The sequence below is a fragment of the Mangrovicoccus sp. HB161399 genome, from assembly GCF_013184745.1.
Classification (GTDB): domain Bacteria; phylum Pseudomonadota; class Alphaproteobacteria; order Rhodobacterales; family Rhodobacteraceae; genus Mangrovicoccus.
The window spans coordinates 137,922-163,885 of the sequence record NZ_JAATVU010000003.1 but is presented as its reverse complement, the minus strand read 5'-3'; the positions used below and the strand labels follow the sequence as shown (position 1 = coordinate 163,885).

Genomic DNA, 25,964 nt, shown 5'->3' with positions numbered 1-25,964 from the left:
CGCTCCCCGTCCCGGCGCTACCTGGAAGGATAGGCGCCGGCGCCGAGCGCGACCTGCACGGTGGCCCATTGGACGGCAAGGTCGCGCACCGATCCGGCGAGGCTCTGGCGCGCATTGGCCAGCGTCTGGTCGTCGCCGATCAGATCCGACAGCTCGATATCCCCCGCCTCGTAGGCGCCGCGCGACAGCCGCGCGGCCTCGGCATAGGATTGCACGGCAGTTTCGCGCAGCGCCGTCTCGCGGCGCAGCCTCGTCCAGCTTGCATGGGCCGTCTCGACATCCTCCACCGCGCCGAGGATTGCGGCCCGCCAGTCGATCTCGGCCTGCCGCGCCAGCGACACCGCCTGGTCGCGGTTCGCCCTCAGCCGCCCCTGCGACAGCACCGGCAGCGACAGCGAGGGGCCGAAGCTCCAGCTCTGCACCGCGGACTGGCTGACCGTGCCGCCAAGGGTGACCGAGGGCAGAAGCTCCGCCTCCGCCACGCCGATATCCGCCGTCGCGGCGATCAGTGCCTGCTCGGCGGAGCGCACGTCGGGGCGGTTGCGCAGCAGCTCCGCCGGGATGCCGGTGGCAATGCCGCCATGCGCCCGCGGCTGTGCCCGCCCGGCCTGCATCTCCGCGACCAGCGGCTTCGACGGCTCGCCCAGAAGCGTGGCGATGGCATGGACCTGCGCCAGGAAGCTTGCCTCCAGCCCCGGAAGCTCCGCCTCGGCGCCGTTCACCGAGGCCCGGGCCAGCACCTGGTCGTAGCGCGTCGCCGCGCCTGCCGCCACCTTGGCTTCGGTCATCGCCAGCGTTTCGCGGCGGAGCTGGATGTCCTGCCGCGACAGCGCCAGCGCCTCCTGGTAGTAGCGCGCATCGACATAGGCGCCGACCAGCGCGGACAGATAGGCCAGCCGCACCGTGCCCGCATCGGCCCGCGCCGCCTCCAGATCCGCCGCTGCCGATTGCCGCCCCCGGCGCAGCCCGCCGAAGAGGTCGATCACCAGATCCGCCGAGAGCCCGCCGCTACGCGTGTCCGCCATGGCCGCGCCCTCGCTGTCGGAGCGGGTCCAGGCGGCATTGGCATCGCCGGAGACGGCGGCATTGGCGCCGGTCGCGCGCAGCGCCGCTTCCGCCCCGCGGATCCGCTCCAGCGCGGCGGCAATGTCCAGGTTCTGCGTCAGCCCGCGCTCCACCAGCCCGTCGAGCATCCCGTCGCCGTAGCTCTCCCACCAGCGCCGTGCCGCGACCTCGCCGATCGCCGCGCCGTCCCCCTCGGCATAGCCCGCGGGCAGAACCGCCGCCGGGCGGACATAGTCCGGCCCGACCGGCGCGCAGGCCGCGGCGAGGAGGGCGAGGCAGAGGATCGGGCGGGTCATGGGGACGTCCTTTCCGGGGCGCATCTGGGTCATGGTCAATCGCGGCTCAGCGCGGCCACCGGGTCGAGCCGCGCCGCGGCGCGCGCCGGGAGGTAGCCGAAGGTGATGCCGATGGCGGTGGAGGACAGGAAGGCGGCGGCCACCGAGAGCCCCGAGAAGCTCAGCCTGAGACCGTCCGACAGCATGACCGCCGCCTGCCCTCCGCCGAACGCCAGCGCGATGCCGAGGACGCCCCCGGAGAGGCAGACCAGCACGGCCTCGATCAGGAACTGCGCGACGATGTCGGAGCGGCGCGCGCCGATGGCGATGCGGACGCCGATCTCGCGGGTGCGCTCGGTGACCGAGACCAGCATGATGTTCATCACCCCGATCCCGCCCACGACCAGCGAGATCACCGCGATGGCGGCGACGAGCAGCGTCATGGTGCGCGTGGTGGAGGTCAGCGTCTCGCGGATCGTGTCGCTGTTCTGCAGGAAGAAATCCTGCGTTCCGTGGCGCTGCGCCAGTAGCGCGGTGATGGCGGACTGCGCGCTGTCCATGTCCGATCCGTCGGCGACCTGGACGGTGATGCTGTCGAGATAGCGCTGCCCCGAGACCCGGCCCATCACCGTGGTGTAGGGCAGCCAGACATTGAGCGATTCCGGCCCGAAGGCGGCGCCGGACGAGCGCACCACGCCGATGATCCGCACCGGCACGTTTCCCAGCCTCAGCGTCTGTCCGACCGCCTCGCCATCCGTGCCGAAGAAGGTGTCGCGCGTGTCCTCGTCGATCACCGCCACCTGGGCCAGCCCGGTGATGTCGGCGGCATCGAACAGGCTGCCCTCGATGGTCGCATAGGAGCGCAGGGCGAAATAGTCGTTGGTCACGCCGCTGGCCGAGACCGTCGCCTCGGTGCCTGCCCGGCTGCCGGCTAGGCTGGAGGACACCGCCGGGGAGACCCCCGCGGCATATGGTTCGGCGGCGATGGCCGCGGCATCGGACGGAACCAGCGTCTCGATCCGCCCGGCATGGCGCGCGCCGAACCCGGACCCCGCCCGCACCGTGATCGTGTTGGTGCCGAGCGAGGAGATGTTCTCCAGCACCTTTTCCTGGCTGCCTGCGCCGAGCGCCACGACCAGCACCACCGAGGCGATGCCTATGATGATACCGAGCATGGTCAGGAAGCTGCGCAGCCGGTGCGCCATCATCGCCGCCAGCGCCATGCGCGCCGCCTCGGCCATGCGCATCAGACCGGCGAACCGCGCCGCCGGGCGGGGCGGCGCCCCGGCGGACGGAGCGGCAAGGTCGGCGCGGCCGCTGTCGGCGATGACGCGGCCGTCGCTGATCTCGATGGTGCGGTGCGCGTGCGCCGCGACCTTGGGGTCATGCGTCACCATGACGATCGTGTGGCCGCTCGCGTTCAGCTCCAGCAGGAGCCCGATCAGCTCGGCGCTGCTTTTCGTGTCCAGCGCGCCGGTGGGCTCGTCGGCCAGGATCACCTCGCCGCCATTCATCAGTGCGCGGGCGACCGAGACCCGCTGCTGCTGCCCGCCCGACAGTTCCGAGGGGCGGTGATCCAGCCGCCCGCCCAGCCCCAGCCGGGCCAGGAGCTCCCGCGCCCGCGCGCGCCGGGCACTCCGCGCCTCGCCTGCATAGATGGCGGGGATCTCGGCATTGCCGGTGGCATCGAGATCGCCGAGCAGCTGGTAGCGCTGGAAGATGAAGCCGAAATGCCCGCGCCGGAGCGCCGCCTGCGCTTCGGGCGGCAGCGCGCCGACATCCTGCCCGCGGAACCGGTAGGTGCCTTCCGAGGGCCGGTCGAGCAGGCCGAGGATGTTCATCAGCGTGGTCTTGCCCGAGCCCGAGCTGCCGATGATCGCGACCAGCTCGCCGGGGAAGATGTCGAGATCGACCCCGTCGAGCACGCGCACGGTCTCGCGCCCGGCAGCGTAGCTGCGGGACACCCCGCGCACGGAAATCAGCGGCTCCTGCATGGCGCGGCCTCAGAACATCGGCGGCGGGCCCATGCGCCGCCCGCCGCCATCCGCCGGTGGGGCGTCCGGAGCGCTGCCCGTGACCACCAGGTCGCCTTCGTCCAGCCCGGCGCTGATCTCGGTGGTGACCTTGTCGCTGAGCCCGGTTTCGACGGTGCGCGGCCGGGCCGCGCCGGTGCCCGGATCGAAGACCTGCACCACCTGCCCCTGCGGCCCGCCGGAGACGGCGGCGGCGGGCACGGTCAGCACGTCCACGGCGCGCTCCAGCAGGATGGAGACCTCGGCCGTCATGCCGATCCTCAGCCGCCCGTCCGCATTCCCGACGGCCAGCAGGGCGTTGTAGTAGATGGCGCTGTCGCCGTCGATCGTGTCGCTGTCGGCGATTTCCTCCGGGGCGGGCTCGATTTCCGCCACCGTGGCGGCAAAGGGCTCGCCCGGCGCGCCGAGCGTCGTGAAGCTCGCCTCCTGCCCCGGCGCGACCTTCATCACGTCGGCCTCCGAGACCTCCGCCTTCACGATCATGGTCGACAGGTCCGCGATCTTGACGATGGTGGGCGCCGATTGCGCGGCATTCACCGTCTGGCCCTGCTTGACCACCACGGCGACCACTGTGCCGGTGATCGGCGAGGTGATCCGCGTGCGTTCCAGCGCCACCTTCGCGGTCGAGAGCGTGACCTCGGCGCTGGATTTCTGCGCCGCCAGCGCGTCCAGCTCGGCCTCGCAGACGCGCACGTCGGCGGTCGCGCTCTCGATGTCCTCGTCGGTGGCGTAGCTCCCGGCCTTCAGCCGTTCGAGCCGCGCCAGGGACTCGCGCGCATGGTCGAGCGTCGCCTGGGTCGAGGCGATCTGCGCGGCGAGATTGGCCAGCGACGCCTCGGCCTGCAGCACCTCGTTCTGCTGGTCCTGGCTGTCGATCTGCGCGATCAGGTCGCCCTCCGCCACGCGGTCGCCGAGATCGACGGCCAGCGTCTCCACCTGCCCCGAGACCCGCGCGCCGACGCTGACGAGCCGGCTGGCCTCCAGCATCCCCGAGGCCAGCACAGACCGCGTGACGGTGCCGCGCTCGGCATGGGCCAGCTGCGGCGGCGCTTCGGACGGCGCAGGGCGCAGCAGAGCCGGCGCCGCAGCCCCGCCAAGGGCGGCCACCAGGATCAGGGCAGGCAGAAGCCGTTTCATCGCGGGTCTCCGGCAGGGACCGGGCGGGGGCACGGCCCCGCGCCCGGCACGGCGGTCAGTTCAGCAGCGCGCTGGCGAGGCCGACAACGGCGAGGATCTTCAGCGTGCTGCTGTCGACGCGCACGACCTGGTCATCGATCACGCGGTATTCCTGGCCCTTCGGCGGGGCCTTCAGCTGGCCATGCGCCGGGGGCTGCACCTGTCGGCCGGCCTTGGCGCTGTCGCCGACATGGGGCGCCGCGTGGGCGCTGCCCTGCTTCTGGCCCTTTGCCTGCGGCTTGGCCTGATCCTTATGGCCCTGCTGCTTGGCGGCATTGCCGGCCGCCTGGCCCTGCGGCTGCACGCAGTGCTGCTCGCCGGGCTTACAGGCCGGCTGCTGGCCGCCCTGCGACTGGGCGAAGGCGGCCGGGGAGAGCGCCAGGGTCAGGACCGCGGCAGCGGCGGCTAGAGATGCGAAACGGGCCATGGGTCGGCTCCTTCGTAGGTTGCTCGTTGTTCTTGTCCGGAAGCGGCCCCGTCCGCGCGGCGGGACCGGTCGGCCGGTGCCGGGATGCGGCTGTTGGCGGTGCGTTCCGCCGCAGCCCTGCAGTCCCGGCATGGCGACAGGACCCGAGATAGCCCGCCTCCTTGTCCCGGCTTGGTCCGGCGCGTGACGAAAGGTTTCCGGGGGGCGGAGATTTGCAAACGAATGTTGCTGGCGGCCTGGCAGCAAGCTTTTGCCGCAAATCGGTTTTCCGGCCGCGCCTTGCAGGCGCCGCGTCCGCCAGCGCGACCTCGGACGCCTTTCGCGCGATCGACATGGCGGCAGGGTGCAGGGAAAGACGGTGGCGCCTTGGCTGCCGCCTGGCCGAGCGCCGCTTCAAGACGCCCGGCGGTCGCATGCCTGGCCCCGTGACTGCGGCGCGATCTGGCATGGCCGGCAATCTCCGGCGGTCCGGACCCCGCTGGGGGATGCTGGTCCCGTCCTTGAGCCTGCGGCGTTCCGGCGGCGGGGGCGCCCTGCCCCATCTCGCCCGCGGCAGAAAGCTGGCGGCAACCGCGGTTCACCCTGGACGGTTCGCGCAGCGGCAGGCGGACGTGGACGCTCTGGCGCAAGGCCGGAGCACGGCCGGGAGCCGCCCGGCCAGGGTCCGAGGATGATTGTCCGATCCACTGCGCGGTCGCGGCGATTGCAGTGACCGCCAGGGAACCCTTCGCGGTCTTCTCCCAGTGGTTCGCCGCGCGGCGAACCTGCTTGCGATTGGTGACGCAAGGCGATGCCCCTGGTGATCGTGCAGCCACCGGGTTTCCCGGCAGGGACGGGCCACAGCGGCAAATCCGGACCAAGGACGGAACCCGATGGCCAAACCCGTGACGGAGTTCCGCTCGGTTGCGCTGAGAAGTGCCGATATGTGGCCCGATGCCGATTTCGCGGACACGAAGATAGGATCGCGATCAGGAGACCGGCGACAGAAGATGAAGGGACGAACGTTCGGCAAGGAGGTCAAGATCTTGGCCGTTGGGCTGGTGCAGGACCGCGGTGTCGCCGTGGTTCAGGCCAGTCGGGATCTCGATGTTGCAGGGAGCGTCCTGGGGCGCTGGATCAGGGAGTCCAGCGCCGCTCCCGCCATGGGTTTCGCGGGCCATGGCCTGCAACGCGCCGCGCTGGCCGAGATTGGAGCCCTGGAGAAGGGGGTCGCCACGCTGAAGGCGGAGCGGGACATCCCAAGGAGGGCGGCGGCGTTCTTCGCGCGGGAAGCGGCATGACATTCGCTTTAGTAGCGCGGCACCGGCATATCTGGCCTGTCCGCTGGAACTGCGGGGTGGCGGATGACCTTGCCCCCGGCTCCCGGACTGGGGGTCACATTATTCCCGGAAAGAGGGATCCCACATGAGCCGCCAGCCCCGCCGCCGCTTCGCCGCCGGGTTCAGGGAGCAGGCCGTCGCGCGCCTGTCCGGACCGGGCTCCACGCAGGCCGACGTCGCGCTCGGGCCCGGCCGGGGCGATCCGCAGGCTGCAGGCCGGGGCTGCCGAGCTGTCCGGCCTCCGCCGCCCGAAGGAAGAGGCGGAGTTCATGCGGACGGCGAAGCCGTGAAGGACACGCTCGCCTCCATCGCCGCCCGCGCCTTGGCACACGCTGTCATCGCGCGGCCCGCCCGCCCGGACGGGTCGCGCTCGGGGGCGCGCTGTGCCGGGTGCATTCCGTGCGCCTGGGCCGGTTCCAGCCGTGGCGCGCCAGGCCGCGCGGGACGGCCTTCTTCCCGGGATGCGGGCGATCTTCGAGGCCAGCCATCGGCGTTATGGCGCGCCGCGCAGCCGCCATCGCGGCGCCGCCGCCCATCGGGCTCGGACCGGTGGCGCCGCGACGGGCAACTCCGGGTGACCTGGCCGGCGCCGAGCTCCGCGGTCAAGGCATCCGGGCGGCAAGAAAGGCGGCCGCCAAGCTGATGAAGGAGCGGGCCTTTGTCCGCCGTCGCCAGCGGCGCCCGGACCGGTGGTGCAGCCGCTGGCAGCTCCGGGGGCACCGGCGGGCGATATCCGTCCGCTGCACCGGGGCTGCCGCGTTCCGCGGACGACGGACAGCCGGCACGATCTCGGGGTCTAGCTGGTTCGCGCCAGCGGGCCGGATGATCCGGAGGCGCAGAACGCGCCGGACCTTCCGAGACGCAATTTCCGGGCTTCGGAGCCGAGCCGCATCTGGCTCGCCGGCATCAGCGCCGCCAATGGTTGCTCGAACCGGTGGCGCAACCTTGGCAACTGCCCACTGGCGAGTGGTCGGCCCTGCCTGGCGGCGGTCAAGGAGGTCGCCATCGTGGCGCCGCTGGGCCGAGACCGATGGCGAACGCCGCCATGGAGATCGCCGGCCTCTCCCGGCAATTGCACGCAATCGCCTGCCGGGCGGCGGGCCGATGTCCGGCCGCCTGAAGGGCAGCCCCGCGGCCGGCGCGATGCGCATGGCGCTGCGGAACCGCCGGCCGGGGCCGGGGCCGGCCTGCCATTCCGGTCGCGCCGCGAGGCCAAGGCGGCCCTGTCCGGGTGCATCGCGAACTTCTGCAACCGCCTGCGCCGCCACCCGAGCACCGGCTGCCGGAGGCCCGAGCAGGCAGGGATCGGCATGGCCGCCAAGATGGCCACATGGTGAATATCGGCCCAGGCCGGAATCCGGGGGGCTAGGTCACCGCGCCCTTGGAGCCGCGATGCGGAATGGTCACCTCCATTGTTCGGCGGGCTTTCGCGGCGCTGCCGGTCCCCCGGTCCCGTCTCGCTCTGGCGGCGCGGAAGGGTGCCGAACTGAGGTGGACAGGAAATCCGTCCAGGAGACGGATTGCCGGGCAAAGGGCACGGATCAGCTGGGCTCCGCAAGCTCCGGCAGGTTCGCCGCAAGGCCCTTCGCCAGCGGGCTTGAACCGGTGGCGCCACACTGGCTCACCCCGGCCGAGCGGCAGCTCCGGAAGGACCTTGAGGGTCAGGCAGTCCTGGACTTCCTTCGCCGGGGAAATCATTCTCCGGACGACTTGCCGGGCCTCCTCATTCATCATGCGGCTGCTGGCCGCCGCGCCGTCCGGACGGCACAGCTTCCGACTGCGTGGAGCGATCGGACCAGTGGGTCCGCGACCCGCGCTGCTTCAAAGCCTCGCTCGCCGTCGCGCTCGGACCGGTGGCGCGCAAAGGCGCGCAAGCCGCGCCGGTTGGAGGTCTTGCTGGCCGTCTTCGGAGCCCTGCGCGTGCCTTCCGGCTAATGCATTGGCATCACGAAGCGAATCCCCGACCCTCTGTGCAACAAGGCCCGTATCCATGCCGGAATCAGAACTTGCCGCCCTATCGGTTCTGCGTCTCCTCCAGCCGCCTGCAGGCCGCGCGCAGGTGATCGCGCATCATCTTGTGCGCGGCCGAAAGCGGCCGGTCGGCATTGGTGAGGATCGCGATCGGCATCCGCGTCACCGGGCGGAAGGGGCGCACCGCGACGCCCGGGAAATCCTCCCAGGGCACCAGACCGTCGAGGATGGCGATGCCGAGGCGCTGGCGCACGAAGGGATAGGCGGTCATCGAGACGTCGATCTCGATGGCCGGCGCATAGCTCATCCCCTCGGCCCCGGCGACGCCGGCCAGCGCCCGGCCCGGCAGCGTGTTCACGCGGTAGGAGATCAGGGTTTCCTCCGTGAGGTCGGGGAAGCGGATCTCGGGCTTCGCCGCCAGCGGATGGTCCTGCGGCATCAGGCAGACCATCTCGGCATGGCCCACCGTCTCGACCTCCAGATCGTGCACCGGCTGGTTGTTCATCGCCACCGCCAGCGTCGCGTCGTTGTTCCTGAGCATGTCGACCATGTTGAGATAGGGCGCGATCAGCGAGCGCACGATGATCTCGGGATGCTCGTCGCGGAAGGCGGCCATGGCATGGGGCACGATCGACAGCGAGGGCGGCGTCGAGGCGGCCAGCCGCACCAGCCCGGTGCGGCCGTGGCGCATGTCCACCGTCCGGCGGCGCAGCGCGCCGAGCTCCGAGAAGATGCGCTCGGCTTCCGGGTAGAGCTCCTCGGCCTCCTGGGTCGGCACCAGCCGGCCCTTGACGCGGTTGAATAGCTTGAAGCCCAGCTCGTCCTCGGCATGCAGCAGCACCTGGCTGAGCGCGGGCTGCGAGATGTTCAGCATGGCCGCCGCCCCGGTCACCGTGCCGCAGCGCATGATCATGCAGAAGACTTCCAGCTGGCGCGCGCGCATGGGAGGGACCTCATAGTTTTGCCTTATGGGCTATTAGGCAGGTCGTCTTGGACAAGGCAAGCCGCCCCGCCGAAGCTCGCGCCAAGTTGCTGCCGGAGACCGAAAGATGACCGCCCCCCTGCCCGAATCCGCTCCCTATTGGTGGGAGGCCGCGCGGCCCGCGCCTCTGCCCGAGCTGCCGCTTCCCGAGACTGCCGACGTGGTGATCGTGGGCGCGGGCTATGCCGGGCTGGGCGCGGCGATCCCGCTGGCGCGGGCGGGCCGGTCGGTGGTGGTGCTGGAGGCACGCGATCCCGGCTTCGGTGCATCCTCGCGCAACGGCGGCATCACCAGCGGGAACCTGCGCCCTTCGCTCGACGAACTGAAGGCGCGCTTCGGCGAGACCGGCGCCATCGCGATCGAGGCCGAGAGCAAGGCGGCGCGCGAGGATCTGTGGCGCTTCATCGAAGAGGAACAGATCGACTGCGATTTCGCCCTGACGGGCCGCTTCTCCGGCGCGCTGACCCCGGAGCTCTACGAGGTCAAGGCGCGGGCTGCCGAGGCGCTGGCCAAGCGGCTGGGGATCGAGAGCTTCCCGGTGCCGAAGGACGAGGTCCGCAACCATATCGGCACCGATTTCTACTGCGGCGGCGAAGTGCGTATGGATATCGGCGGGCTGCATCCGGCCAAGCTGGTCGCGGGGATGATCCGCGTCGCGCTGGCGGCCGGGGCGCAGATCCACGGGCAGACGCCGGTCACCGCGATGGCACCGCAGGCGGGCGGGCATCTGGTGGAAACGGCGCGCGGGACGATCCGCGCCCGCGAGGTGGTCGTCTGCACCAACGGCTATACCGACAAGGGCGACCCCTGGCTGCGGCAGCGGCTGGTCGCGGTGCGCTCGCGCATCATCGCCACGGAACCGCTGGCGCCCGAGGTGATGGAGCGGCTCTTCCCCACCCGCATGATGATGTCGGACGCGCGAAAGCTCAGCTACTACTACCGCCCCTCGCCCGATTTCACCCGCGTGCTCTTCGGCGGGCGCGACTCCACCTTGGCGGGCGAACCGGCCGGCCCGACGCGGCATCTGGCGCGGCAGCTGGCCATGATCTTCCCCGAACTCGACGGCGTGCGGCTGACCCATAGCTGGCAGGGCCATGTCGCGATGAACCGGGACATGCTGCCGCGGGTTTTCGACCATCAGGGCCGCCATTACGCGACGGGGTTCTGCGGGTCGGGGGTGGTCTGGGCCCGCTGGGCCGGGCAGAAGGCGGCGCTGGCCCTGCTGGGCGAAACCGGGGGCGATACCAGCTTCCGCTTCCGGCCGCCGAAACTGGTGCCGGTGCTGGGCGGAAAAGCCTGGTTCATGCCCGGCGTCTTCGCATGGTACGGAGCACAGGACCGCAAGATGCTGAAAGGCCGGACATGACCGACATTCCCCTGATCGCCGCGCAAGGTGCCGAAATCCCGCAGATCGGGCTGGGCACCTGGCAGCTCCATGGCGAAGTGCTGGACGGTGCTGTGGCCGCCGCGCTGGAGGCCGGCTGCCGCCATTTCGATACCGCGCCGCGCTACGAGAACGAGGCCGACCTGGGCAGCGCGCTGCGCAAGGCCGGGGCGGAGCGGGACCGGATTTTCCTGACGACCAAGGTCTGGTGGACCGATCTGGCGCCCGCGGACCTGATCCGGTCCGCCGAGAAGAGCGTCGAGACGCTGGGCATGGGCCCGGTCGACCTGCTGCTGGTGCATTGGCCAAACCCGGCGATCCCGCTGGAGGGCACGATGGAAGCACTGGCCAAGGCGAAGGAGATGGGTCTGGCCGCGCATGTCGGCGTGTCGAATTTCGGCCCGGAGCGGCTGAAGAAGGCCGCTGCCGCCTGCCCCGCGCCGCTGGCGGTGAACCAGTGCGAATACCATCCGCAGCTCGACCAGTCCGCGCTGATCGCCACCTGCCGCGAGCTGGGCATCGCCTTCGAAGCCTATGCACCCCTGGGCAGCGGTGCCCTGCTGGCCGATCCGGTCCTCGGCGAGATTGCCGGACGTCTGGAGCGCAGCCCGGCGCAGGTCCTGCTGCGCTGGCATCTGCAGCAGGGCGTGATCGCCATTCCGCGCTCGTCCAATCCGGGCCGGGCCGCGCAGAACTTCGCGGTCACGGATTTCGAGCTGTCCGACGCGGACATGGCGGCGCTCCACGCGCTTGCCACGCCGGAGGGCCGCCATTTCAACCCGGACTGGGTCGAGAACTGGGATTGATTTCCGCGGGGCGCGCCGCGCGCGCGCGCCCCGACGCCCTCACGCCGCGCGGTTCACGCCCAGGAAGCTCTGCAGCTCCGGCGTCTGCGGATTGGCGAAGACCTCCTCCGGACGGCCGATCTCGTGGACGCGGCCCTGGTGCATGAAGACCACGCGCGAGCAGACGTCGCGGGCGAAGGCCATCTCGTGCGTCACCATCAGCAGCGTCATGCCCTCGGCGGCGAGCCCGCGGACCACCTGCAGCACCTCGCCGACCAGTTCCGGGTCGAGCGCCGAGGTGATCTCGTCGCACAGCAGCGCCATCGGCTCCATGGCAAGCGCCCGGGCGATCGCGACGCGCTGCTGCTGCCCGCCGGACAGCTGGTCCGGGAAGGCGTCGAACTTCTCGGCCAGCCCGACGCGCTCCATCATCTTGCGGGCCATCGCCTCGGCTGCCGGCTTGGCGGTCTTCTTGACGACTTGCTGGGCCAGCATGACGTTCTGCCCGGCGGTCTTGTGCGGGAAGAGGTTGAACTGCTGGAAGATCATCCCGACCTTGAGCCGCAGTGCGCGCAAATGGGCCTCGTCCTCGGCCAGCTTGGCGCCATCGACGGTGATCGAGCCGCCGTTGATGGTCTCCAGCCCGTTGATGCACCGCAGAAGCGTGGACTTGCCCGAGCCGGACTTGCCGATGATGGCGATCACCTCGCCCTTCTCGACCTCGAGGTTGATGCCCTTCAGCACCTCGACCTCGCCATAGCTCTTGCGCAGTTCCTCAATGGCGATGAGCGACATTCATTTTCCTTTCGAGAATGCGGGCGACCTGCGAGAGCGGGAAGCAGAGGGCGAAATAGATCAGGGCGACGAGCCCGTAGACGGTGAAGGGCTGGAAGGTGGCGTTGGTCAGCACGGTCCCGGCCTTTGACAGCTCGGTGAAGCCGATGATCGAGGTCAGCGCCGTGCCCTTGACCACCTGGACCGAGAAGCCGACGGTCGGCGGGATCGCGACCTTCAGCGCCTGCGGCAGGATGATGTGGCGCATCTGTTCGACATAGGTCATGCCGAGCGAGGCGGAGGCCTCCCATTGGCCCTTCGGAATCGCCTCGACGCAGCCGCGCCAGATTTCGACGAGGAAGGCGGCGGTCCAGAGGATCAGCGCGATCCCGGCGGCAAGCCATGGCGGCACATCGATGCCGAAGAGGCCGAGGCCGAAGAAGGCGAGGAAGAGCTGCATCAGCAGCGGCGTGCCCTGGAAGACCTCGGTATAGAGCTTGACCACCGGGGGCAGCCAGCGGGTCTTGCCGATCCGCATGAAGAGGAGGAGCAGCCCGAGGAGGCCGCCGCCGATGAAGGAGACGAGGGACAGGATCACGGTCCATTGCGTCGCGAAGACGAGGTTCCGCAGGATGTCCATCAAGGTGAACTGGGTCATCGCGCGGCCCTCTTGTGCGGGAAGATCACGTGGCCGAGCCGCAGCAGCGCGAAGCGCAGCAGGATGGCAAGGCCGAGATAGATCGCGGTGGAGATGAAATAGGCCTCGAAGGCGCGGAAGGTGCGGGACTGCACGAAGTTGGCTGCATAGGTCAGGTCCTCGACGGCGATCTGGCTGACCACGGCGGAGCCCAGCATGACGATCACCACCTGGGAGGCGAGCGCCGGCCAGATCTTCTGCAGCGCCGGGATGAGCACGACATGGCGGAAGGTCTGGATCGGCGACATGGCCAGGCTTGCCCCGGCCTCGAACTGGCCCTTGGGCGTGGCTTCGATGCCCGCGCGGATGATCTCCGCGCTGTAGGCGCCGAGATTGATCACCATGGCCAGCGTCGCGGCCTCGACCTCGGTCAGGCGGAACCCCGCGGCAGGCAGGCCGAAGAAGATGAAGAAGAGCTGGATCAGGAAGGGCGTGTTGCGGATCAGCTCCACATAGGCGACGACGGCAGGCTTCAGCCAGGCCGGGCCGAGCGAGCGCGCCCAGGCACAGAAGGTGCCGAGCGCGATGCCGACCACGCCGCCGATCACGATCAGCCGGACGGTCATCAGCACCCCGTCGACGAAGACCGGCCAATAGGTCGCCAGCCACGCGAAATCGAACTGGTAATTCAAGGAAGGGCCCCCTTTGTTTGAGAACGCTCCGCCCTCCGGGAGCGGAGAGGCGGAGCGGGGGATTTGGGGAGGACCGGCCCCTGGGGGCCGGAGGTCAGAGACCGGCGGGCAGCGCCATGCCGAGCCATTGCTGCGAGATCTCGTCCAGCGAGCCGTCGGCCTTGGCGTCCTCGATGATCTTGTTGACCGCCTCGGCCAGCGCGGGCTCGCCCTCGTTGAAGCCGATGTAGCAGGGCGAGTTCTTGATCAGGAACTTCATCGCCGGCTTCTTCGGCGGGTTCTGCGCGATGATCGCGGCGGCGACGACGTTGCCGGTGGCGATGGCGTCGACCTGGCCGGAGAGGAAGGCCGAGATGGTGCCGTTGTTGTCTTCGTAGCGCTTCAGCGTGGCGCCGGCCGGGGCGATCTTGGTCAGCTCAAGGTCCTCGATCGAGCCGCGGGTGACACCGACGATCTTGCCGTCGAGATCGGCAGCATCGGCGATCGCCAGATCCTCGGGGCCGAAGACGCCGTTGTAGAAGGGCGCGTAGGGCTCCGAAAAGTCGATCACCGCGTCACGCTCGGGGTTCTTGCCCATCGAGGAGATCACGAGGTCGACCTTGCCGGTCTGCAGGAAGGGAATGCGGTTGGCGGAGGTCACCGGGACCAGCGCCAGGTCGACATTCAGCTTGGTCGCGATCAGCCGCGCCATGTCGATGTCGTAGCCCTGAGGCTTCATGTCGGTGCCGACCGAGCCGAAGGGCGGGAAGTCCTGCGGCACCGCCACGCGGATGACGCCTGCGGACTTGATGTCCTCCAGCGCGTCGGCCATCGCCATCGGCGCGGCGCAAAGGGCGGTGGCGGCGGCCAGTGCCGCGGCGAGGAAGCTGCGTTTGGTGATCATCTGTCGTCCCCGTGGGTGTGAATGAATTTCGGTCAGGTCCGGCGCGTCAGTGTCCCTGTCCGCCCGGCGCCGGGTCGAGTCGGAGGGTGTTCCTGAGGTCTTCGAGCGGATCGCGCGCATCGGGAATGCGCAGCCCCGCCTCCACTTCTTCGAGATGCGCCAGCGACAGGTCCGCGGCACGGTCCATGTCGCCCGCGATGATCGCGCCGGCGATGCCGCAATGGTCGCGGTGCGAGGCCAGCGCCCCCTCGGCCGGCTGGTAGCGCAGCGAGATGAGGATCGTACGCGCGGTGAGGTTGCGCATGATCTCCGCAAGCGGGTCGTTGCCGCCGAGCGCGATGATGCGGCAGTGGAAGTCGCCCATCAGATAGGTCAGCTGCGCCTTGTCACCGGCGTCGATCGCGGCGCGTTCCTCGGCGATATGCGCCTTGAGCCGCTCGATCTGGGCGGGGCCGAAGGGCGCGGAGGTCTTGAGGAAGCCGTATTCGACGGCGCGGCGCGCGGCGAAGACCGCTGCCGCCTCCTCGGCCGAGGGGCGGTTGACGAACCAGCCGCGGCGCGGGCGGACCGAGACGATGTGGCGGGTCTCCAGCCGGGTCAGCGCCTCGCGCACCAGCGTCCGCGACACGTGGAAGGCCTCGGCCAGCTGGTTCTCGCTCAGGCGGCTGCCCGGCGCGATCCGTCCCTCGACGATCGCCGAAAGCAGCGTCTTTTCGATCCCCTTGGGCATGTTCTGCCATCCCAGCCTTGCACATCTAACTTGTACACAAGGCTTGCACCCAAGACTGGGCAATCAGGAAGGGCTTTCCGTCCGGACAGGCATGCCTTTTTTCGGATGCAACAATATTGCGCACAGGAGCGCCGTTCTTGCCTATAGCTGCAACGGAAAATTAATAGACAGCGGGACGAGGGCGGCGCCGGCGGAAGGCCGGCCACCCCGCGCGCCTGTCCGGCAGGCAGGAAGGCCCGACTCGGCCGGCGCCGGGACTCTGTCCCGAGGGCAGCCGGGTCGGGCCCCGCCAGGCCACCAGCGGACCCGCATGGCGGCAGGCGGCGGATCAGGCCGGGGCGAAGGAGTCCCGGTAGGCCTCGCGCAGCACGTTCTTCTGCACCTTGCCCATCGTGTTGCGCGGCAGCTCGTCCAGGATCACGTAGCGGCGGGGGTGCTTGAACCGCGCCAGCCCCTTGGCCACCGTGGCCTCGATCGCCGCGATGTCGGGCGTCTCGCCCTTGCGCGGCACCAGCACCGCGAGCACGGTCTCGCCGAAATCGGGATGCGGCACGCCGATCACCGCGCTTTCCAGCACGCCGGGCTGCTCGTCGAGCACGAGCTCGATCTCCTTGGGATAGATGTTGTAGCCGCCCGAGATGATCAGGTCCTTGCCGCGCCCGACGATGGTGACGTAGCCGTCCGGATCGATCATGCCGAGATCGCCGGTCAGGAAGAACCCGTCCTCGCGCAGCTCGGCGGCGGTTTTCTCGGGCATCTGCCAGTAGCCCTTGAAGACGTTCGGACCGCGCACCTCGATCATGCCGACCTCGCCCTGCGCCAGCGCAGCGCCGGTTTCGGGGTCGGTGACCTTCAGCTCCACCCCGGGCAGCGGCATGCCCACGGTGCCGGCCCGGCGCTCGCCATCATAGGGGTTCGAGGTGTTCATGTTGGTCTCGGTCATGCCGTAGCGCTCGAGAATGCGGTGCCCGGTCCGGGCTTCGAAGTCGCGGTGGGTCTCTGCCAGCAGCGGCGCGGAGCCGGAGACGAAGAGGCGCATGCCCTTGGCCAGGTCTCCGGTGAAGCGGGGATCGGACAGCAGGCGGGTGTAGAAGGTCGGCACGCCCATCATCGCGGTAGCCTGCGGCAGGGCCGCGAGGATCTGGTCGAGGTCGAACTTCGGCAGGAAGATCATCGTTCCGCCCGCGGCCAGCATCACGTTGGTCGCCACGAACAGCCCGTGGGTGTGGAAGATCGGCAGCGCGTGGATCAGCACGTCCTGCCCGGTGAAGCGCCAGTGCTCCACCAGCGTCAGCGCGTTCGACAGCAGGTTGTCCTGGGTCAGCATCGCGCCCTTCGACCGGCCCGTCGTGCCGGAGGTATAGAGGAACGCGGCCAGATCCCCGCCCGTCCGCGCCACGGTTTCGAAATCGGCGGGCATGGCCCGGGCGATCTCCGCGAGCGTGCCCGAGCCGTCGGCATCCAGCGTCTCCAGCCGGGCGCCGCAGCGGGTGGCCATTTCCGACAGCGAACCCTCCTTGGCGCCGTCGCAGACCAGCAGCTTCGCCCCGGAATTCGTCACGAAATAGTCGAGCTCATCGGCGGTATAGGCGGTGTTCAGCGGCAGGAAGATCACCCCGGCCTGCGCGGCGGCGGCATAGAGCGACAGCGCCTCGGGCGATTTCTCCACCTGCACGGCCATGCGGTCGCCCGGCTCCAGCCCGCAGGCCGCCAGCGCATGGGCCATGCGCGCGGCGCGGCGCAGGAACTCGGCATAGCTGACCGTGCTGCCGTCGGCGAGCTGCAGGAACGGACGGGTGCTGCCCGCATGTTTCCCGAAGAGCGTGTCGTAGAGCGGATTAGCCATCTGTCTTTTCCCTGGCTCTGGAGGTCTCGTTATGGGCGGCGAGCGCCCGGACGGGCTGCGAAGCGGCGATCTCGCCCCGCTGGGCATAGGCCTCGTGGTTCGGGGTCACCTTTGCAAGGTCGTAGAGATAGTTGACCATGGCCCCTCCCGATTGCGCCAGCCCGTTCGGCGAGGTATCGGCACCGCCATGCACCGCATGGACCTGCGCGCCGTTGCCCAGGTGGAAGCGCGCCACCGGATCGGCAGGCTTGCCGTCGGGCCGCCTTGCATGCAGCAGGTAGCGTGCCGCCAGCGCCCGCATCCGTGCGTGGTCCTGCGGATCGTGCTCCAGCCCCTCCGCCTCTATCCAGCGCATCAAGCCGGGGATCGGCGAGAGGGTGACGAAGGTCTTCAGCCCCGGCAGCTCCGCGGCGAGATCCGCGGCGACCTGCTTGATCAGGAAATTGCCGAAGCTGATCCCGGCAAGCCCGTTCTGGCAGTTTGAAATGGAATAGAACACCGCCGTGTCCGCCTCCTGCGCCGAAAGCGCGGCGCGGTCGTCGTCCAGAAGTCCCTGGATCGAGCCCGGGATGCCGCTGGTCAGCGCCACCTCGACGAAGATCAGCGGCTCCTCCGGCATGGCGGGGTGGAAGAAGGCAAAGCAGCGCCGGTCTGCGGGGGCAAGCCGCAGCCGCAGGTCGTCCCAGCTCTGGATCGCATGGACCGCCTCGTAGGCGATGATCTTCTCCAGCACGCTCGCGGGGCTGTCCCATGTCACCGGGCGCGACACCAGGAATCCGCGGTTGAACCAGGAGCGGAAGAGATGCCGGAAATCCTGGTCGAGCGCCCTGAGCTCCGGCGCCTCGCGCGACAGGCGCAGCAGGTCGGCGCGCATCTCGACCAGCCGGTGGGTGGCGCCCGGCACCTGGTTGAAGCGGCGGATCAGCTCCTGCCGCGGCGGCTCGGCCGCGGCGAGGAAGGCGCGGTAGGCCTCGCCCGAGCGCGTGCCCTCATAGGCCTCCAGCGCCTCTCGCACCGCAGCCGGATCGATGTCCATCCGCCCGGCGAGATGGCGGAAGAACCCGGCGCGGTCCTCATCGCCGAGGAACTCGTAGCGGTCGAGCATCTGGCGGGCGAGGGTCAGGCCCTCGGTCTCGGCGGAGGCGCCCATCAGCGCCGCCGCCAGCTCCGCCATGTCCCGCCCGTCGGCCTTCGCGGCGGGACCGCGCCCGCGCCGCTCGAATACGGTGGACAGCAGATCGGCGAGGATGGTCACGGTTCTGCCCCCATCACCAGATCCGGCAGCCAGGTCGCGATGCCCGGGAAGAGGCACAGCAGCACGATCCCCGCCACCATGCAGCCGACATAGGGCAGCGAGCCGTAGAGGATGGTCTTCAGCTTGATGTCGGGCGCGATGCCGTTGATGACATAGAGGTTCAGCCCGACGGGCGGCGAGATCAGGCCGATCTCCATGTTGATGGTCAGCACCACCGCGAACCAGACCGCGTCGAACCCGGCCGTCTCGATGATCGGCATCAGGATCGGCGCCGCCATCAGGATCACCGCCACGGGCGGCAGGAAGAAGCCCGCGACCAGCAGGAACACGTTGATCGTGCCCATCAGCACCCAGCGGTTGACCTCGAGCTGGCTGATCCATTCGGCGATCGACTGGGTGATGTAGAGCGACGACAGCATGTAGGAGAAGACGCCGGCCGCGGCGATGATGAAGAGGATCATCACCGATTCCTTGGTGCTGTCGCGCAGCACGGTCCAGATCGCGCGCGGGGACCAGAGCGAATAGATCACCATGGCGATCACGAGGCAGAGGATCGCGCCGACCGCCGCCGTCTCGGACGGGGTCGCGATGCCGCCGTACATCGCGTAGAGCACGCCGACGATGATGATCAGGAACGGCACGACGCGGGGCAGGATCTCCAGCCGTTCGCGCCAGGAATAGCTGCCCGCGGACAGCGCCACGGAATCGCCGGTCTTCCAGGTCGACCAGATCGACCAGGCCATGAACAGCCCGACCAGCATCAGCCCCGGCACGAGGCCGGCCAGGAAGAGGCGGCCGATCGAGGTCTCGGTGGCGATGCCGTAGACGATCATGGTGACCGAGGGCGGGATCAGGATGCCCAGCGTGCCGCCCGCGGCGATGGAACCGGCGGCGACGCCGTCGGGATAGCCGCGCTTGCGCATCTCGGGGATGCCCATCTTGCCGATGGCGGCGCAGGTTGCGGGCGAGGAGCCGGACATGGCGGCGAAAAGCGCGCAGGCGCCGAGATTCGAGATCACCAGCCCGCCGGGCACTCGGGTCAGCCAGCGCTCCAGCGCCTCGTAGAGGTCCGCCCCTGCCCGCGTGGAGGCGATGGCCGCGCCCATGATGATGAACATCGGGATCGAAAGCAGCGCGAAATTGTCGAGCTTGCCGAAGAAGATCTCCGGCAGCAGTTCCAGCGAGCGCGGCCCGTCGAAGACGATCAGGAAGCCGGCCGAGACGATCAGCAGCCCCAGCGCGACCGACACGCCGGAGAACAGGACCAGGATCGTGGCGGCAGCCACGATGGCGGCAAGAAGCAGCGGATCCATCACTCGCTCTCCAGGTTGAAGGGACGGTCGACGCCGGTCGCCAGCGCCACCATGTCGGCGACCAGCTGCAGGAGCAGCAGGCCGAAGCCGACGGGAATGGCCAGGTAGGGGATCCAGAGCTTCACGCCCCAGACGCTTTCCGAGCGCCAGCCGCGGTCCCAGGCGAAATGCCAGAACTCGTAGCCGTGCCAGAACATCACCGCGACGATGGCGATGGACAGGCCCAGCGTGGCGAAGCAGAGCACCCGGCGCGCGCGGAACGGCAGCGCCAGCGGGATCAGGTCGACATTCACGTGGCCGCGCAGCCGCTGCACGTAGGGCAGCCCGACCAGCGTGGCCGCGATGACCAGGTAGATCACCGCCTCGGTCTGCCAGACGGTCGAGCCGTTCAGCACGAAGCGGATGAAGATCATCTGGCAGGTGATCAGCACCGCCGCCACGACCATGGCGGCGGAACACCAGCCGGCGACGGTCGATATGGCGGCGACGGCGCGCAGGAATCCGTTGTCGCCCGTGCGCGCGGTCACGGCGAAGCTGTGGGTCGCCATTTGCAGGCTCCGTTGCTAGGGGGCTGTCGGGGGCGGCCTGCGCCGCCCCGCAAGGTCACTGGACGGCAAGCGCCATGTCGAGCAGGGTCTGGCCGTCATCGTCCATGTCCTCGACGAAGGCCTTGTAGGACGTCTCCTGCGCGATGGCGCGCCATTCGTCGAATTCCTCGGAGGTCATGTCCTTGATCTGGACGCCGTTCTGCTCGAACACTTGCCGGGATTCCGCGTCTTCCTTCTTGGCTTCCTCGAGGTAGAAGGCCTGCGCCTTGGCCGAGGCATCCAGCAGCGCCTGCTGCTGCGCGTCGTCGAGCTTCCCGAAGGTGGTCTTGTTGATCAGGAGCGGCTGGTACATGAACCACAGCGCGTATTCGCCGGGCGGGGTGTAGCAGGCGACCTGCTCGTAGATGCGGTAGCTGACGAAGGACGAGGACGAGGTGTTCGCCGCGTCGAGCACGCCGGTCTGCATGGCGTTGTAGATCTCCGACGAGGCCATCGAGGCGATCGACGCCCCTGCCCCGGCCAGCATCTGCTCGAAGGCCTTGCCGGCCGCGCGGGTCTGCAGGCCCTTCACGTCCTCGGGCCCGGTGATGCAGCCCTCCTTGCCCGCAAAGCCGCCGGCCAGATAGCCATGGACCAGCGGCATCACGTCATCCTCGGCCATGATCTTCTCCAGCTCGTCCATGAAGGGGCTGGAGGTCAGGCGCGCGGCATGGTCGTGGTTCTTCACCAGTCCCGGCATCAGCGTCAGGTTGTAGGCCGGCTGCTGGCCGCCGGCATAGCTCAGCGGCAGCACCGTCATGTCGAGCTGGCCGCGGCTGAGCGGCTTGTACTGCTCGCGCGCCTTGAACAGCGACTGGCTGGGAAAGATCTTGATCTCCAGGTTGACATCGGCTGCCGCGACTTCGTCAGCGACGATCTTCGCCACCTGGTGGCGGACGTCCTTGTCGGACCATTGATGCGACAGGCGCAGTTCGGTGGCTCCCGCGGCGACGGCGCCCGCAAGGACAGCCACCCCGGCCAGGGCCGTGGTCAGCTTGAAATTCATGGTTTCCTCCCTTGGAACGGCGGATGTGCCTCCGCTCGCCTTTCACGCTAACCGACTCTTGTTTTTCACGTCAACCTCCTTGTATACAAAAAATGCACGCTTGCATCTCTCAGGAGGGGCCATGGAAAGACGCCGCGCCGACATCATCGCCGAGACCCTGGAGGAACGGATCTGCGACGGCACCTATCCCGACGGCGAGCGCCTGGACGAGGTGCGGCTGGCCGAAAGCTTCGGGGTGTCGCGCACGCCGCTGCGGGAGGCGCTGCAGAAGCTGGCGCTCTCGGGGCTGGTGGAGCAGCTCCCGCGACGCGGCGTCTTCGTGCGCCAGCCCGGCCCCGTGGAGCTGATGGAAATGTTCGAGGTCATGGCCGAGATGGAATCCGTCTGCGGCCGGCTCGCGGCCGGACGGATCTCGGACGAGGCGCTGGCCGAGCTCGACGCGGCCAATGCCGAATGCCGCAAGGCGGTGGCGGCGCAGGATGCCGATGCCTACTACCTGGAGAACGAGCGCTTCCACCACATCATCTACCGCGAATCCGGCAACGGATTCCTGGCGCAGGAAACCGGCGCGCTGCACCGGCGGCTGAAGCCGTTCCGGCGCATGCAGCTGCGCCTGCGAGGGCGGCTGCCGCAATCCATGTCCGAGCACGAGCAGATCGTCGCCGCCCTGCGCGCGGGCGACGGGCCGGCGGCGGCCGATGCCCTGCGCGCCCATGTGGCCGTGCAGGGCGAGAAGTTCCGCTTCCTGATGGCGCGGCTGAAATCAGCGGCCGAATGAGTCCCGCACGGCTTCGGCGTTCAGCGCGGTTTCGGGGATGCCGCCTCCAAGCGCGGTGATGACGTTCTCGGCCGAGGCCACCGCCACCCGGATCAGCGCCTCTTCGGTGGTGGCGCCCAGATGCGGCGTGAAGATCGCCCCCGGCGCGCGGCCGAGCCGTCCGGTCGGCGCGTCGTCCGTATAGACGTCGAGCCCCGCCCCCGCCAGCCGCCCCTCTTCCAATGCCCCGGCCAGCGCCTCCTCGTCCACCAGCCCGGCCCGCGCCGTGTTGACCAGCACCGCGCCGGGCTTGCACTGCGCCAGGCTCGCGGCATTGATCATGTTGCGGCTCTGCGGCGACATCGGCGTGTGCAGCGAGATCAGGTCAGCCGCGGCCAGCCCGGCCTCCAGCGTCTCCGGCCGGGCGAATCCGCCGGTCTCGGGCGCGCGCGGCGACCAGACCAGCACCTCCATGCCGAAGCCGCGCGCCAGGCTCTCGCCGGCCATCCGCCCGATCCGGCCCCAGCCGACGATCAGCGCGGTCTTGCCGAAGAGTTCGCCGAAGCTGCGGGAATAGCGGAATCCCGCCGTGCCGGACCGTTCGGCGGCGTCGCCCGCCGCAATGCCCCGGCTCGCCGCAATGGCCAGCCCGACGGCCAGCTCGGCCACCGAGCGCGCGTTCAGTCCCGGCGCATTGGCCACCAGCACGCCCTTTGCGCTGGCCGAGTCCTTGTCCACGGCATCATGGCCCGAGCCATGCACCGCCACCACGCGCAGCCTGTCCGCCGCAGCGAAGGCCGCCGCCGAGAAGCCGCCGTCGCGGGTGATCGCCGCCACGCAGCCGGGCACAAGCCGCGCCACGGTCTCCATCGAGGCATCTGGGCAGAGCACCGGCTCGATCCCGGCGGCGCGCAGCCGCGCGAGCCCCGCCTCGTGGACGGGCTGGACGATCAGGCATTTCATCGCGGCATCTCCGGACTGGTGAACACGCCTCCAAATGCCCGCCGCCGGCGCCGAGGGCAAGGCCCGCCGCGGCATGGTCAACCTGCTTCCGCAATCGCATTGACTTTCGCCTGCCGAAGCCCGATTCCGGCGTTCCGTCGGGTGGGCCCGGCGGCATCCGGGACGAGGGCACCGGAAGAACCGAAATGCGGTAGGGGGCATGGCGAAGGAAATCGAACGCAAGTTCCTTGTCACCGGCGACGGCTGGCGCGGCGCGGTGCTGCATGCCGTGGAGCTGCGCGACGGGCTGCTATCGGACCATGGCGGCCGCAAGGTGCGGATCCGCTTCTATGACGGGCATGCCACGCTGACCGTGAAGGGTCCGCGCATGGGGATCAGCCGCGACGAATTCGAATACGACATCCCGGCCGAGGACGCCGAGGCCATGCTGCTGCGGCACTGTCCGGGCGGCACGGTAGAGAAGGTGCGCCACCACGTGCTTCATGACGGGCTGGAATGGTTCGTCGACGAGTACCGCGGCTTGCTCGCCGGAACGGTCTTCGCCGAAATCGAGCTGCCCTGCGAGGAGGCCGTCTTCTCCTGCCCATCCTGGATCGGCCGCGAAGTGACCGGCCTCCCGGAGTTCCGCCAGGCGAACATGCTGGAGGCGCGCCGCCGGTTCCGGAGCAGCACGGGCTAGGCGGCTCCGGCAGAATCGCATCCGATGGTCCGCCATGCGGCAAGGTCTTGCATATTGTCACGGAGCAGCCGCGCAGGATCGCAAGCCATGACCGTCTGCCAGCCGGAACGCACCGAGGATTTCGTCACGCCGCCTTGATGCCTTCGGCCCCGCGGCGGGAAGTTGATCGTGTCCCATCCTGTGGCTTGGCTCACCGTGGCCTCGCGCCGACCGGCGGGTCCAGCTTGCCAGCTGCAGTTTTCCAAAGGCAGGCTGACCACGACGCCATCGCAGACTGGCGCGAGGGTTGCCGGTATCAGGTCGCGGCCGCGCTGCCCCACATAGCTCAGGCAGCCCCATCAGGATCGCGCCGACCGGCCTGCGGATCGGCACGCACTCACGCGATCCGGCAGGCCGTCCATGGCGTGCATGCACCGCTCGATTGCGATTTCGGCAGCCTCGAAGGAGGATTTGCCTCGCCGCGGCAATGCCGCAACGGCTGTACCCAGCCGGCCTGGGCCGGTTCCCGGTCTCCGCAGGGGCCGCGCCTGCCGGAGGGTCCGATGCTGCGTCACTCGCCGTTCAGTCGGGTCGCAGGTCCGGGAAAGCGGAGGGCGGACGGGCTGTCCCGGAAAAAGATCTTAACGCGAAGGACCGATGCCCCGGACCGCGCTTCGACCGGGACCCGCAAGCCCATGCCCAGCGTCCTGGCCCGTCGCAGGATGGCGCCGCTTTTGCAGGACGCCCGTCTTCGCCCAGTTTGACGCTTGCCGGAGTCCGGGCACCCGAAAAGAGGGTCCGGAAGCATGGGGCGCCACGCTGGAGGCTGCGGACGATCCGTTCCCCCCGCAAGGTCCGGCCCGGCTCGCATATCCCGCCCGGCCGGCGGCAGCCGCTATGCCGGAGCCAGCTGCTTGGACGCTCCCGTGACGTTCCATGAGAAGGACGGACGGTACCGTCCGGAGCCTCCGAGCAGCACGGCCGACCGCAGGACCAGCGCGGCGCGTCTCTGCGCACACCGATCGTCCGGGCACGGAAAACATCCGCCGGTCTGCACGGCTCCCCAGCCGCCCCCCGTGGGATCGCGCGGCGCGGCGGCAGAAGCATTGGAACCGGGCCGACGTGATCGGCAATCCGACGGCCGGGCGTTCGCTCCGGTCAATCGAGAAACGAGCGGGGTCGCAATGCTGCAACCCAAGCGGCCGCGGACCGCGTTCGCCCTTTGCACGGAAGGGAACGCCCATGCCACCAGGCTCTCCGCCCCGGCGCCGCTCGGGCGGGCCCTGTTCGCCGCGCAGCCTACACGCAGAGCAGGCGGTGCATCCGCCCCCCTAGATCGCGGTTCGTGGTGTTTCCGGTGGTGATAGAGTCGCGAGGCATGCCGGTTCCTGCGTCCTTGGACGCGCATGACGGCATGGCGAGCTTCTTGACAATTTTACAGCATGTCGCGGGCGAAGGGTGTACCGGATGACGCCGCCCTGAAAAGGTGCGGGAGCGCCATCGTGCTCCCCTCGCCCATGGCCGGGAGACAGGTGCCGGCCCGCGCATTGCCGGTTTCAAGCCAGCAAGGCCGGAAAAAAGGTGGTCCGGATTTCACAGGTGCGGCCCCATCGGACAAGGCGCAAGGCTGTGCTCACTGCAACAGGCAGGGCTGCGTGGACCCACCCAGGGATCAGAACAATCTGGTTCGGTTCCATCGGCCGCCAGACCGTTGAGAATGCCGCGCAGGAAGGCTTTGTCCCGGCCCCCTCTCCGGAGCTTCGGCGATCGCGCCCCCTCCGACGTGTCCCGCCGGACGACGTCCAGCGCATGACGTCGGAGGACCGCGATGGTCGCCGGGCCGCTGTCCTTCCGGTTGCGCGCCGCGTCCCCCCTGAACGAGACGTCGAGTTGCCGGTGCAGCGCGTTCCCGATCACTCAGCGGGCGCGAACGGCAGCCAGAAAAACCTCGAGCGCGGGCAGCCGGGACGGCGCGAAGAACCGGGTCGCGGAGGTGGTCCTGCCGTCGATCCCTCGCGACGCCTCGATCTGCCCGACCCCTTGGAGCCCGGGAATTTCATAGCGCTCCGCCGACCTCTTGGCCGGGACGACCATGGCCGTTTGCGTCTCCTTCCGGCGCAGGTTGCCGCCCCGCAGAGCACCGCGGCGAAGGCGTTGACGAGGCGCTCGCCGAGGTCATGGCGCGCGTTGCCCGCCCGCGGGTCGGGGATGTCATCGAAGGCGGAGAGAAAGATCTGCCTGGCAGCGGCGCGGCTCCGGGGATCATGTCCGCCGTCCAGACTCCATCTTGCCCTCCAGCCCAAGAGGCTATGCCGAGTCTATCAAATCCGAACGCGATTCTCCTGACCCCGGAGACGGGGATCGCGGTCCAGATGGAAACGGAGAAGTTGGCGGCTCGGCAGTTGAGAACTGGGCATGTGCCTGGCTCCTGCGTCCGGCACGATAG

The 25,964-nt window shown here is 69.4% G+C and carries 22 protein-coding genes and 1 pseudogene; 5 read left to right on the top strand and 18 right to left on the bottom strand.

The window, feature by feature from the left end; all coding sequences use genetic code 11:
• Window positions 1-17 precede the first annotated feature (17 nt).
• The 4 genes from HCC78_RS03020 to HCC78_RS03005 are packed head-to-tail and all read right to left on the bottom strand — an operon-like array spanning window position 18 to window position 4,976.
• Window positions 18-1,361, bottom strand: coding sequence for an efflux transporter outer membrane subunit (locus HCC78_RS03020; protein WP_172327258.1), 1,344 nt, complete (start codon window positions 1,359-1,361; stop codon window positions 18-20).
• 35 nt (window positions 1,362-1,396) lie between these two features.
• Window positions 1,397-3,334: a MacB family efflux pump subunit gene (locus HCC78_RS03015; RefSeq protein WP_172327257.1), complete on the bottom strand. Its 1,938-nt coding sequence runs from the start codon at window positions 3,332-3,334 to the stop codon at window positions 1,397-1,399.
• Window positions 3,335-3,343: 9 nt separating this feature from the next.
• Entirely contained in the window at window positions 3,344-4,510 is a 1,167-nt protein-coding gene (locus HCC78_RS03010; RefSeq protein ID WP_172327256.1) for an efflux RND transporter periplasmic adaptor subunit, read from the bottom strand.
• A 55-nt stretch (window positions 4,511-4,565) separates the two neighbouring features.
• Complete coding sequence (locus HCC78_RS03005; RefSeq protein ID WP_172327255.1) at window positions 4,566-4,976, bottom strand: hypothetical protein; 411 nt, start codon at window positions 4,974-4,976, stop codon at window positions 4,566-4,568.
• An 872-nt stretch (window positions 4,977-5,848) separates the two neighbouring features.
• Between HCC78_RS03005 and HCC78_RS03000 the strand changes: the two genes are divergently transcribed.
• Window positions 5,849-6,256, top strand: a complete 408-nt coding sequence (locus HCC78_RS03000) for a transposase (protein WP_172327254.1) — start codon at window positions 5,849-5,851, stop codon at window positions 6,254-6,256.
• A gap of 2,053 nt (window positions 6,257-8,309) precedes the next feature.
• On the opposite strand, the gene HCC78_RS02995 is transcribed toward HCC78_RS03000, so the two are convergent.
• On the bottom strand, window positions 8,310-9,209 hold the full coding sequence (locus tag HCC78_RS02995; protein WP_172327253.1) for a LysR family transcriptional regulator: 900 nt from the start codon (window positions 9,207-9,209) through the stop codon (window positions 8,310-8,312).
• 106 nt (window positions 9,210-9,315) lie between these two features.
• Here HCC78_RS02995 and HCC78_RS02990 point away from each other — a divergent pair, with 106 nt between their 5' ends.
• Together HCC78_RS02990 and HCC78_RS02985 are read left to right on the top strand one after the other, a co-directional pair.
• Window positions 9,316-10,614 (top strand): FAD-binding oxidoreductase, encoded by a 1,299-nt coding sequence (locus HCC78_RS02990; protein ID WP_172327252.1) that lies wholly within the window; start codon window positions 9,316-9,318, stop codon window positions 10,612-10,614.
• On the top strand, window positions 10,611-11,438 hold the full coding sequence (locus HCC78_RS02985) for an aldo/keto reductase (protein WP_172327251.1): 828 nt from the start codon (window positions 10,611-10,613) through the stop codon (window positions 11,436-11,438). The genes HCC78_RS02990 and HCC78_RS02985 overlap by 4 nt, the downstream gene beginning before the upstream one ends.
• Before the next feature lie 39 nt (window positions 11,439-11,477).
• On the opposite strand, the gene HCC78_RS02980 is transcribed toward HCC78_RS02985, so the two are convergent.
• The 10 genes from HCC78_RS02980 to dctP all read right to left on the bottom strand — a co-directional run bounded on the left by HCC78_RS02980 (window position 11,478) and on the right by dctP (window position 21,140).
• Entirely contained in the window at window positions 11,478-12,212 is a 735-nt protein-coding gene (locus HCC78_RS02980; RefSeq protein WP_172327250.1) for an amino acid ABC transporter ATP-binding protein, read from the bottom strand.
• Window positions 12,193-12,849 (bottom strand): amino acid ABC transporter permease, encoded by a 657-nt coding sequence (locus HCC78_RS02975; protein WP_172327249.1) that lies wholly within the window; start codon window positions 12,847-12,849, stop codon window positions 12,193-12,195. The genes HCC78_RS02980 and HCC78_RS02975 overlap by 20 nt, the downstream gene beginning before the upstream one ends.
• Window positions 12,846-13,520, bottom strand: coding sequence for an amino acid ABC transporter permease (locus HCC78_RS02970; protein ID WP_172327248.1), 675 nt, complete (start codon window positions 13,518-13,520; stop codon window positions 12,846-12,848). The genes HCC78_RS02975 and HCC78_RS02970 overlap by 4 nt, the downstream gene beginning before the upstream one ends.
• 94 nt (window positions 13,521-13,614) lie before the next feature.
• On the bottom strand, window positions 13,615-14,403 hold the full coding sequence (locus HCC78_RS02965; protein ID WP_172327247.1) for a transporter substrate-binding domain-containing protein: 789 nt from the start codon (window positions 14,401-14,403) through the stop codon (window positions 13,615-13,617).
• Window positions 14,404-14,449: 46 nt separating this feature from the next.
• A complete protein-coding gene (locus HCC78_RS02960; RefSeq protein WP_172327246.1) occupies window positions 14,450-15,133 on the bottom strand; it encodes a GntR family transcriptional regulator in 684 nt (227 codons plus the stop codon).
• A 328-nt stretch (window positions 15,134-15,461) separates the two neighbouring features.
• On the bottom strand, window positions 15,462-16,979 hold the full coding sequence (locus tag HCC78_RS02955) for a malonyl-CoA synthase (protein ID WP_172327245.1): 1,518 nt from the start codon (window positions 16,977-16,979) through the stop codon (window positions 15,462-15,464).
• Window positions 16,972-18,234, bottom strand: a complete 1,263-nt coding sequence (locus HCC78_RS02950) for a malonyl-CoA decarboxylase domain-containing protein (protein WP_172327244.1) — start codon at window positions 18,232-18,234, stop codon at window positions 16,972-16,974. The genes HCC78_RS02955 and HCC78_RS02950 overlap by 8 nt, the downstream gene beginning before the upstream one ends.
• Window positions 18,231-19,547 (bottom strand): TRAP transporter large permease, encoded by a 1,317-nt coding sequence (locus tag HCC78_RS02945; protein WP_172327243.1) that lies wholly within the window; start codon window positions 19,545-19,547, stop codon window positions 18,231-18,233. Before HCC78_RS02945 ends, HCC78_RS02950 begins: the two co-directional genes overlap by 4 nt.
• Window positions 19,547-20,095 carry a TRAP transporter small permease gene (locus HCC78_RS02940; RefSeq protein ID WP_172327242.1) on the bottom strand — a complete coding sequence of 183 codons (549 nt, stop codon included), beginning with the start codon at window positions 20,093-20,095 and terminating at the stop codon, window positions 19,547-19,549. The genes HCC78_RS02945 and HCC78_RS02940 overlap by 1 nt, the downstream gene beginning before the upstream one ends.
• A gap of 55 nt (window positions 20,096-20,150) precedes the next feature.
• A complete protein-coding gene (gene dctP / locus HCC78_RS02935) occupies window positions 20,151-21,140 on the bottom strand; it encodes a TRAP transporter substrate-binding protein DctP (protein ID WP_172327241.1) in 990 nt (329 codons plus the stop codon).
• 121 nt (window positions 21,141-21,261) lie between these two features.
• On the opposite strand from dctP, the gene HCC78_RS02930 reads away from it, so the two are divergent.
• Window positions 21,262-21,918, top strand: a complete 657-nt coding sequence (locus tag HCC78_RS02930; protein WP_172327240.1) for a GntR family transcriptional regulator — start codon at window positions 21,262-21,264, stop codon at window positions 21,916-21,918.
• Here the strand turns inward: HCC78_RS02930 and HCC78_RS02925 are convergent.
• Window positions 21,904-22,860, bottom strand: a complete 957-nt coding sequence (locus HCC78_RS02925) for an NAD(P)-dependent oxidoreductase (RefSeq protein ID WP_172327239.1) — start codon at window positions 22,858-22,860, stop codon at window positions 21,904-21,906. The genes HCC78_RS02930 and HCC78_RS02925 overlap by 15 nt on opposite strands.
• Before the next feature lie 199 nt (window positions 22,861-23,059).
• On the opposite strand from HCC78_RS02925, the gene HCC78_RS02920 reads away from it, so the two are divergent.
• Window positions 23,060-23,539 carry a CYTH domain-containing protein gene (locus HCC78_RS02920; RefSeq protein ID WP_172327238.1) on the top strand — a complete coding sequence of 160 codons (480 nt, stop codon included), beginning with the start codon at window positions 23,060-23,062 and terminating at the stop codon, window positions 23,537-23,539.
• Between the two features lie 1,896 nt (window positions 23,540-25,435).
• Here HCC78_RS02920 and HCC78_RS02915 read toward each other — a convergent pair.
• A complete protein-coding gene (locus tag HCC78_RS02915) occupies window positions 25,436-25,612 on the bottom strand; it encodes a hypothetical protein (RefSeq protein ID WP_172327237.1) in 177 nt (58 codons plus the stop codon).
• Window positions 25,613-25,632: 20 nt separating this feature from the next.
• Window positions 25,633-25,752 (bottom strand): annotated as a pseudogene (locus HCC78_RS34700) (ISAs1 family transposase); the annotation flags it as partial.
• Window positions 25,753-25,964: the final 212 nt, after the last annotated feature.

What these genes read in the sequence shown, in the direction of transcription:
- HCC78_RS03020 (WP_172327258.1), bottom strand. Translation starts at nt 1,361, where the DNA reads ATGACCCGCCCGATCCTCTGCCTCGCCCTCCTCGCCGCGGCCTGCGCG.
- HCC78_RS03015 (WP_172327257.1), bottom strand. Translation starts at nt 3,334, where the DNA reads ATGCAGGAGCCGCTGATTTCCGTGCGCGGGGTGTCCCGCAGCTACGCT.
- HCC78_RS03010 (WP_172327256.1), bottom strand. Translation starts at nt 4,510, where the DNA reads ATGAAACGGCTTCTGCCTGCCCTGATCCTGGTGGCCGCCCTTGGCGGG.
- HCC78_RS03005 (WP_172327255.1), bottom strand. Translation starts at nt 4,976, where the DNA reads ATGGCCCGTTTCGCATCTCTAGCCGCCGCTGCCGCGGTCCTGACCCTG.
- HCC78_RS03000 (WP_172327254.1), top strand. Translation starts at nt 5,849, where the DNA reads ATGGCCAAACCCGTGACGGAGTTCCGCTCGGTTGCGCTGAGAAGTGCC.
- HCC78_RS02995 (WP_172327253.1), bottom strand. Translation starts at nt 9,209, where the DNA reads ATGCGCGCGCGCCAGCTGGAAGTCTTCTGCATGATCATGCGCTGCGGC.
- HCC78_RS02990 (WP_172327252.1), top strand. Translation starts at nt 9,316, where the DNA reads ATGACCGCCCCCCTGCCCGAATCCGCTCCCTATTGGTGGGAGGCCGCG.
- HCC78_RS02985 (WP_172327251.1), top strand. Translation starts at nt 10,611, where the DNA reads ATGACCGACATTCCCCTGATCGCCGCGCAAGGTGCCGAAATCCCGCAG.
- HCC78_RS02980 (WP_172327250.1), bottom strand. Translation starts at nt 12,212, where the DNA reads ATGTCGCTCATCGCCATTGAGGAACTGCGCAAGAGCTATGGCGAGGTC.
- HCC78_RS02975 (WP_172327249.1), bottom strand. Translation starts at nt 12,849, where the DNA reads ATGACCCAGTTCACCTTGATGGACATCCTGCGGAACCTCGTCTTCGCG.
- HCC78_RS02965 (WP_172327247.1), bottom strand. Translation starts at nt 14,403, where the DNA reads ATGATCACCAAACGCAGCTTCCTCGCCGCGGCACTGGCCGCCGCCACC.
- HCC78_RS02960 (WP_172327246.1), bottom strand. Translation starts at nt 15,133, where the DNA reads ATGCCCAAGGGGATCGAAAAGACGCTGCTTTCGGCGATCGTCGAGGGA.
- HCC78_RS02955 (WP_172327245.1), bottom strand. Translation starts at nt 16,979, where the DNA reads ATGGCTAATCCGCTCTACGACACGCTCTTCGGGAAACATGCGGGCAGC.
- HCC78_RS02945 (WP_172327243.1), bottom strand. Translation starts at nt 19,547, where the DNA reads ATGGATCCGCTGCTTCTTGCCGCCATCGTGGCTGCCGCCACGATCCTG.
- HCC78_RS02940 (WP_172327242.1), bottom strand. Translation starts at nt 20,095, where the DNA reads ATGGCGACCCACAGCTTCGCCGTGACCGCGCGCACGGGCGACAACGGA.
- dctP (WP_172327241.1), bottom strand. Translation starts at nt 21,140, where the DNA reads ATGAATTTCAAGCTGACCACGGCCCTGGCCGGGGTGGCTGTCCTTGCG.
- HCC78_RS02930 (WP_172327240.1), top strand. Translation starts at nt 21,262, where the DNA reads ATGGAAAGACGCCGCGCCGACATCATCGCCGAGACCCTGGAGGAACGG.
- HCC78_RS02925 (WP_172327239.1), bottom strand. Translation starts at nt 22,860, where the DNA reads ATGAAATGCCTGATCGTCCAGCCCGTCCACGAGGCGGGGCTCGCGCGG.
- HCC78_RS02920 (WP_172327238.1), top strand. Translation starts at nt 23,060, where the DNA reads ATGGCGAAGGAAATCGAACGCAAGTTCCTTGTCACCGGCGACGGCTGG.
- HCC78_RS02915 (WP_172327237.1), bottom strand. Translation starts at nt 25,612, where the DNA reads ATGGTCGTCCCGGCCAAGAGGTCGGCGGAGCGCTATGAAATTCCCGGG.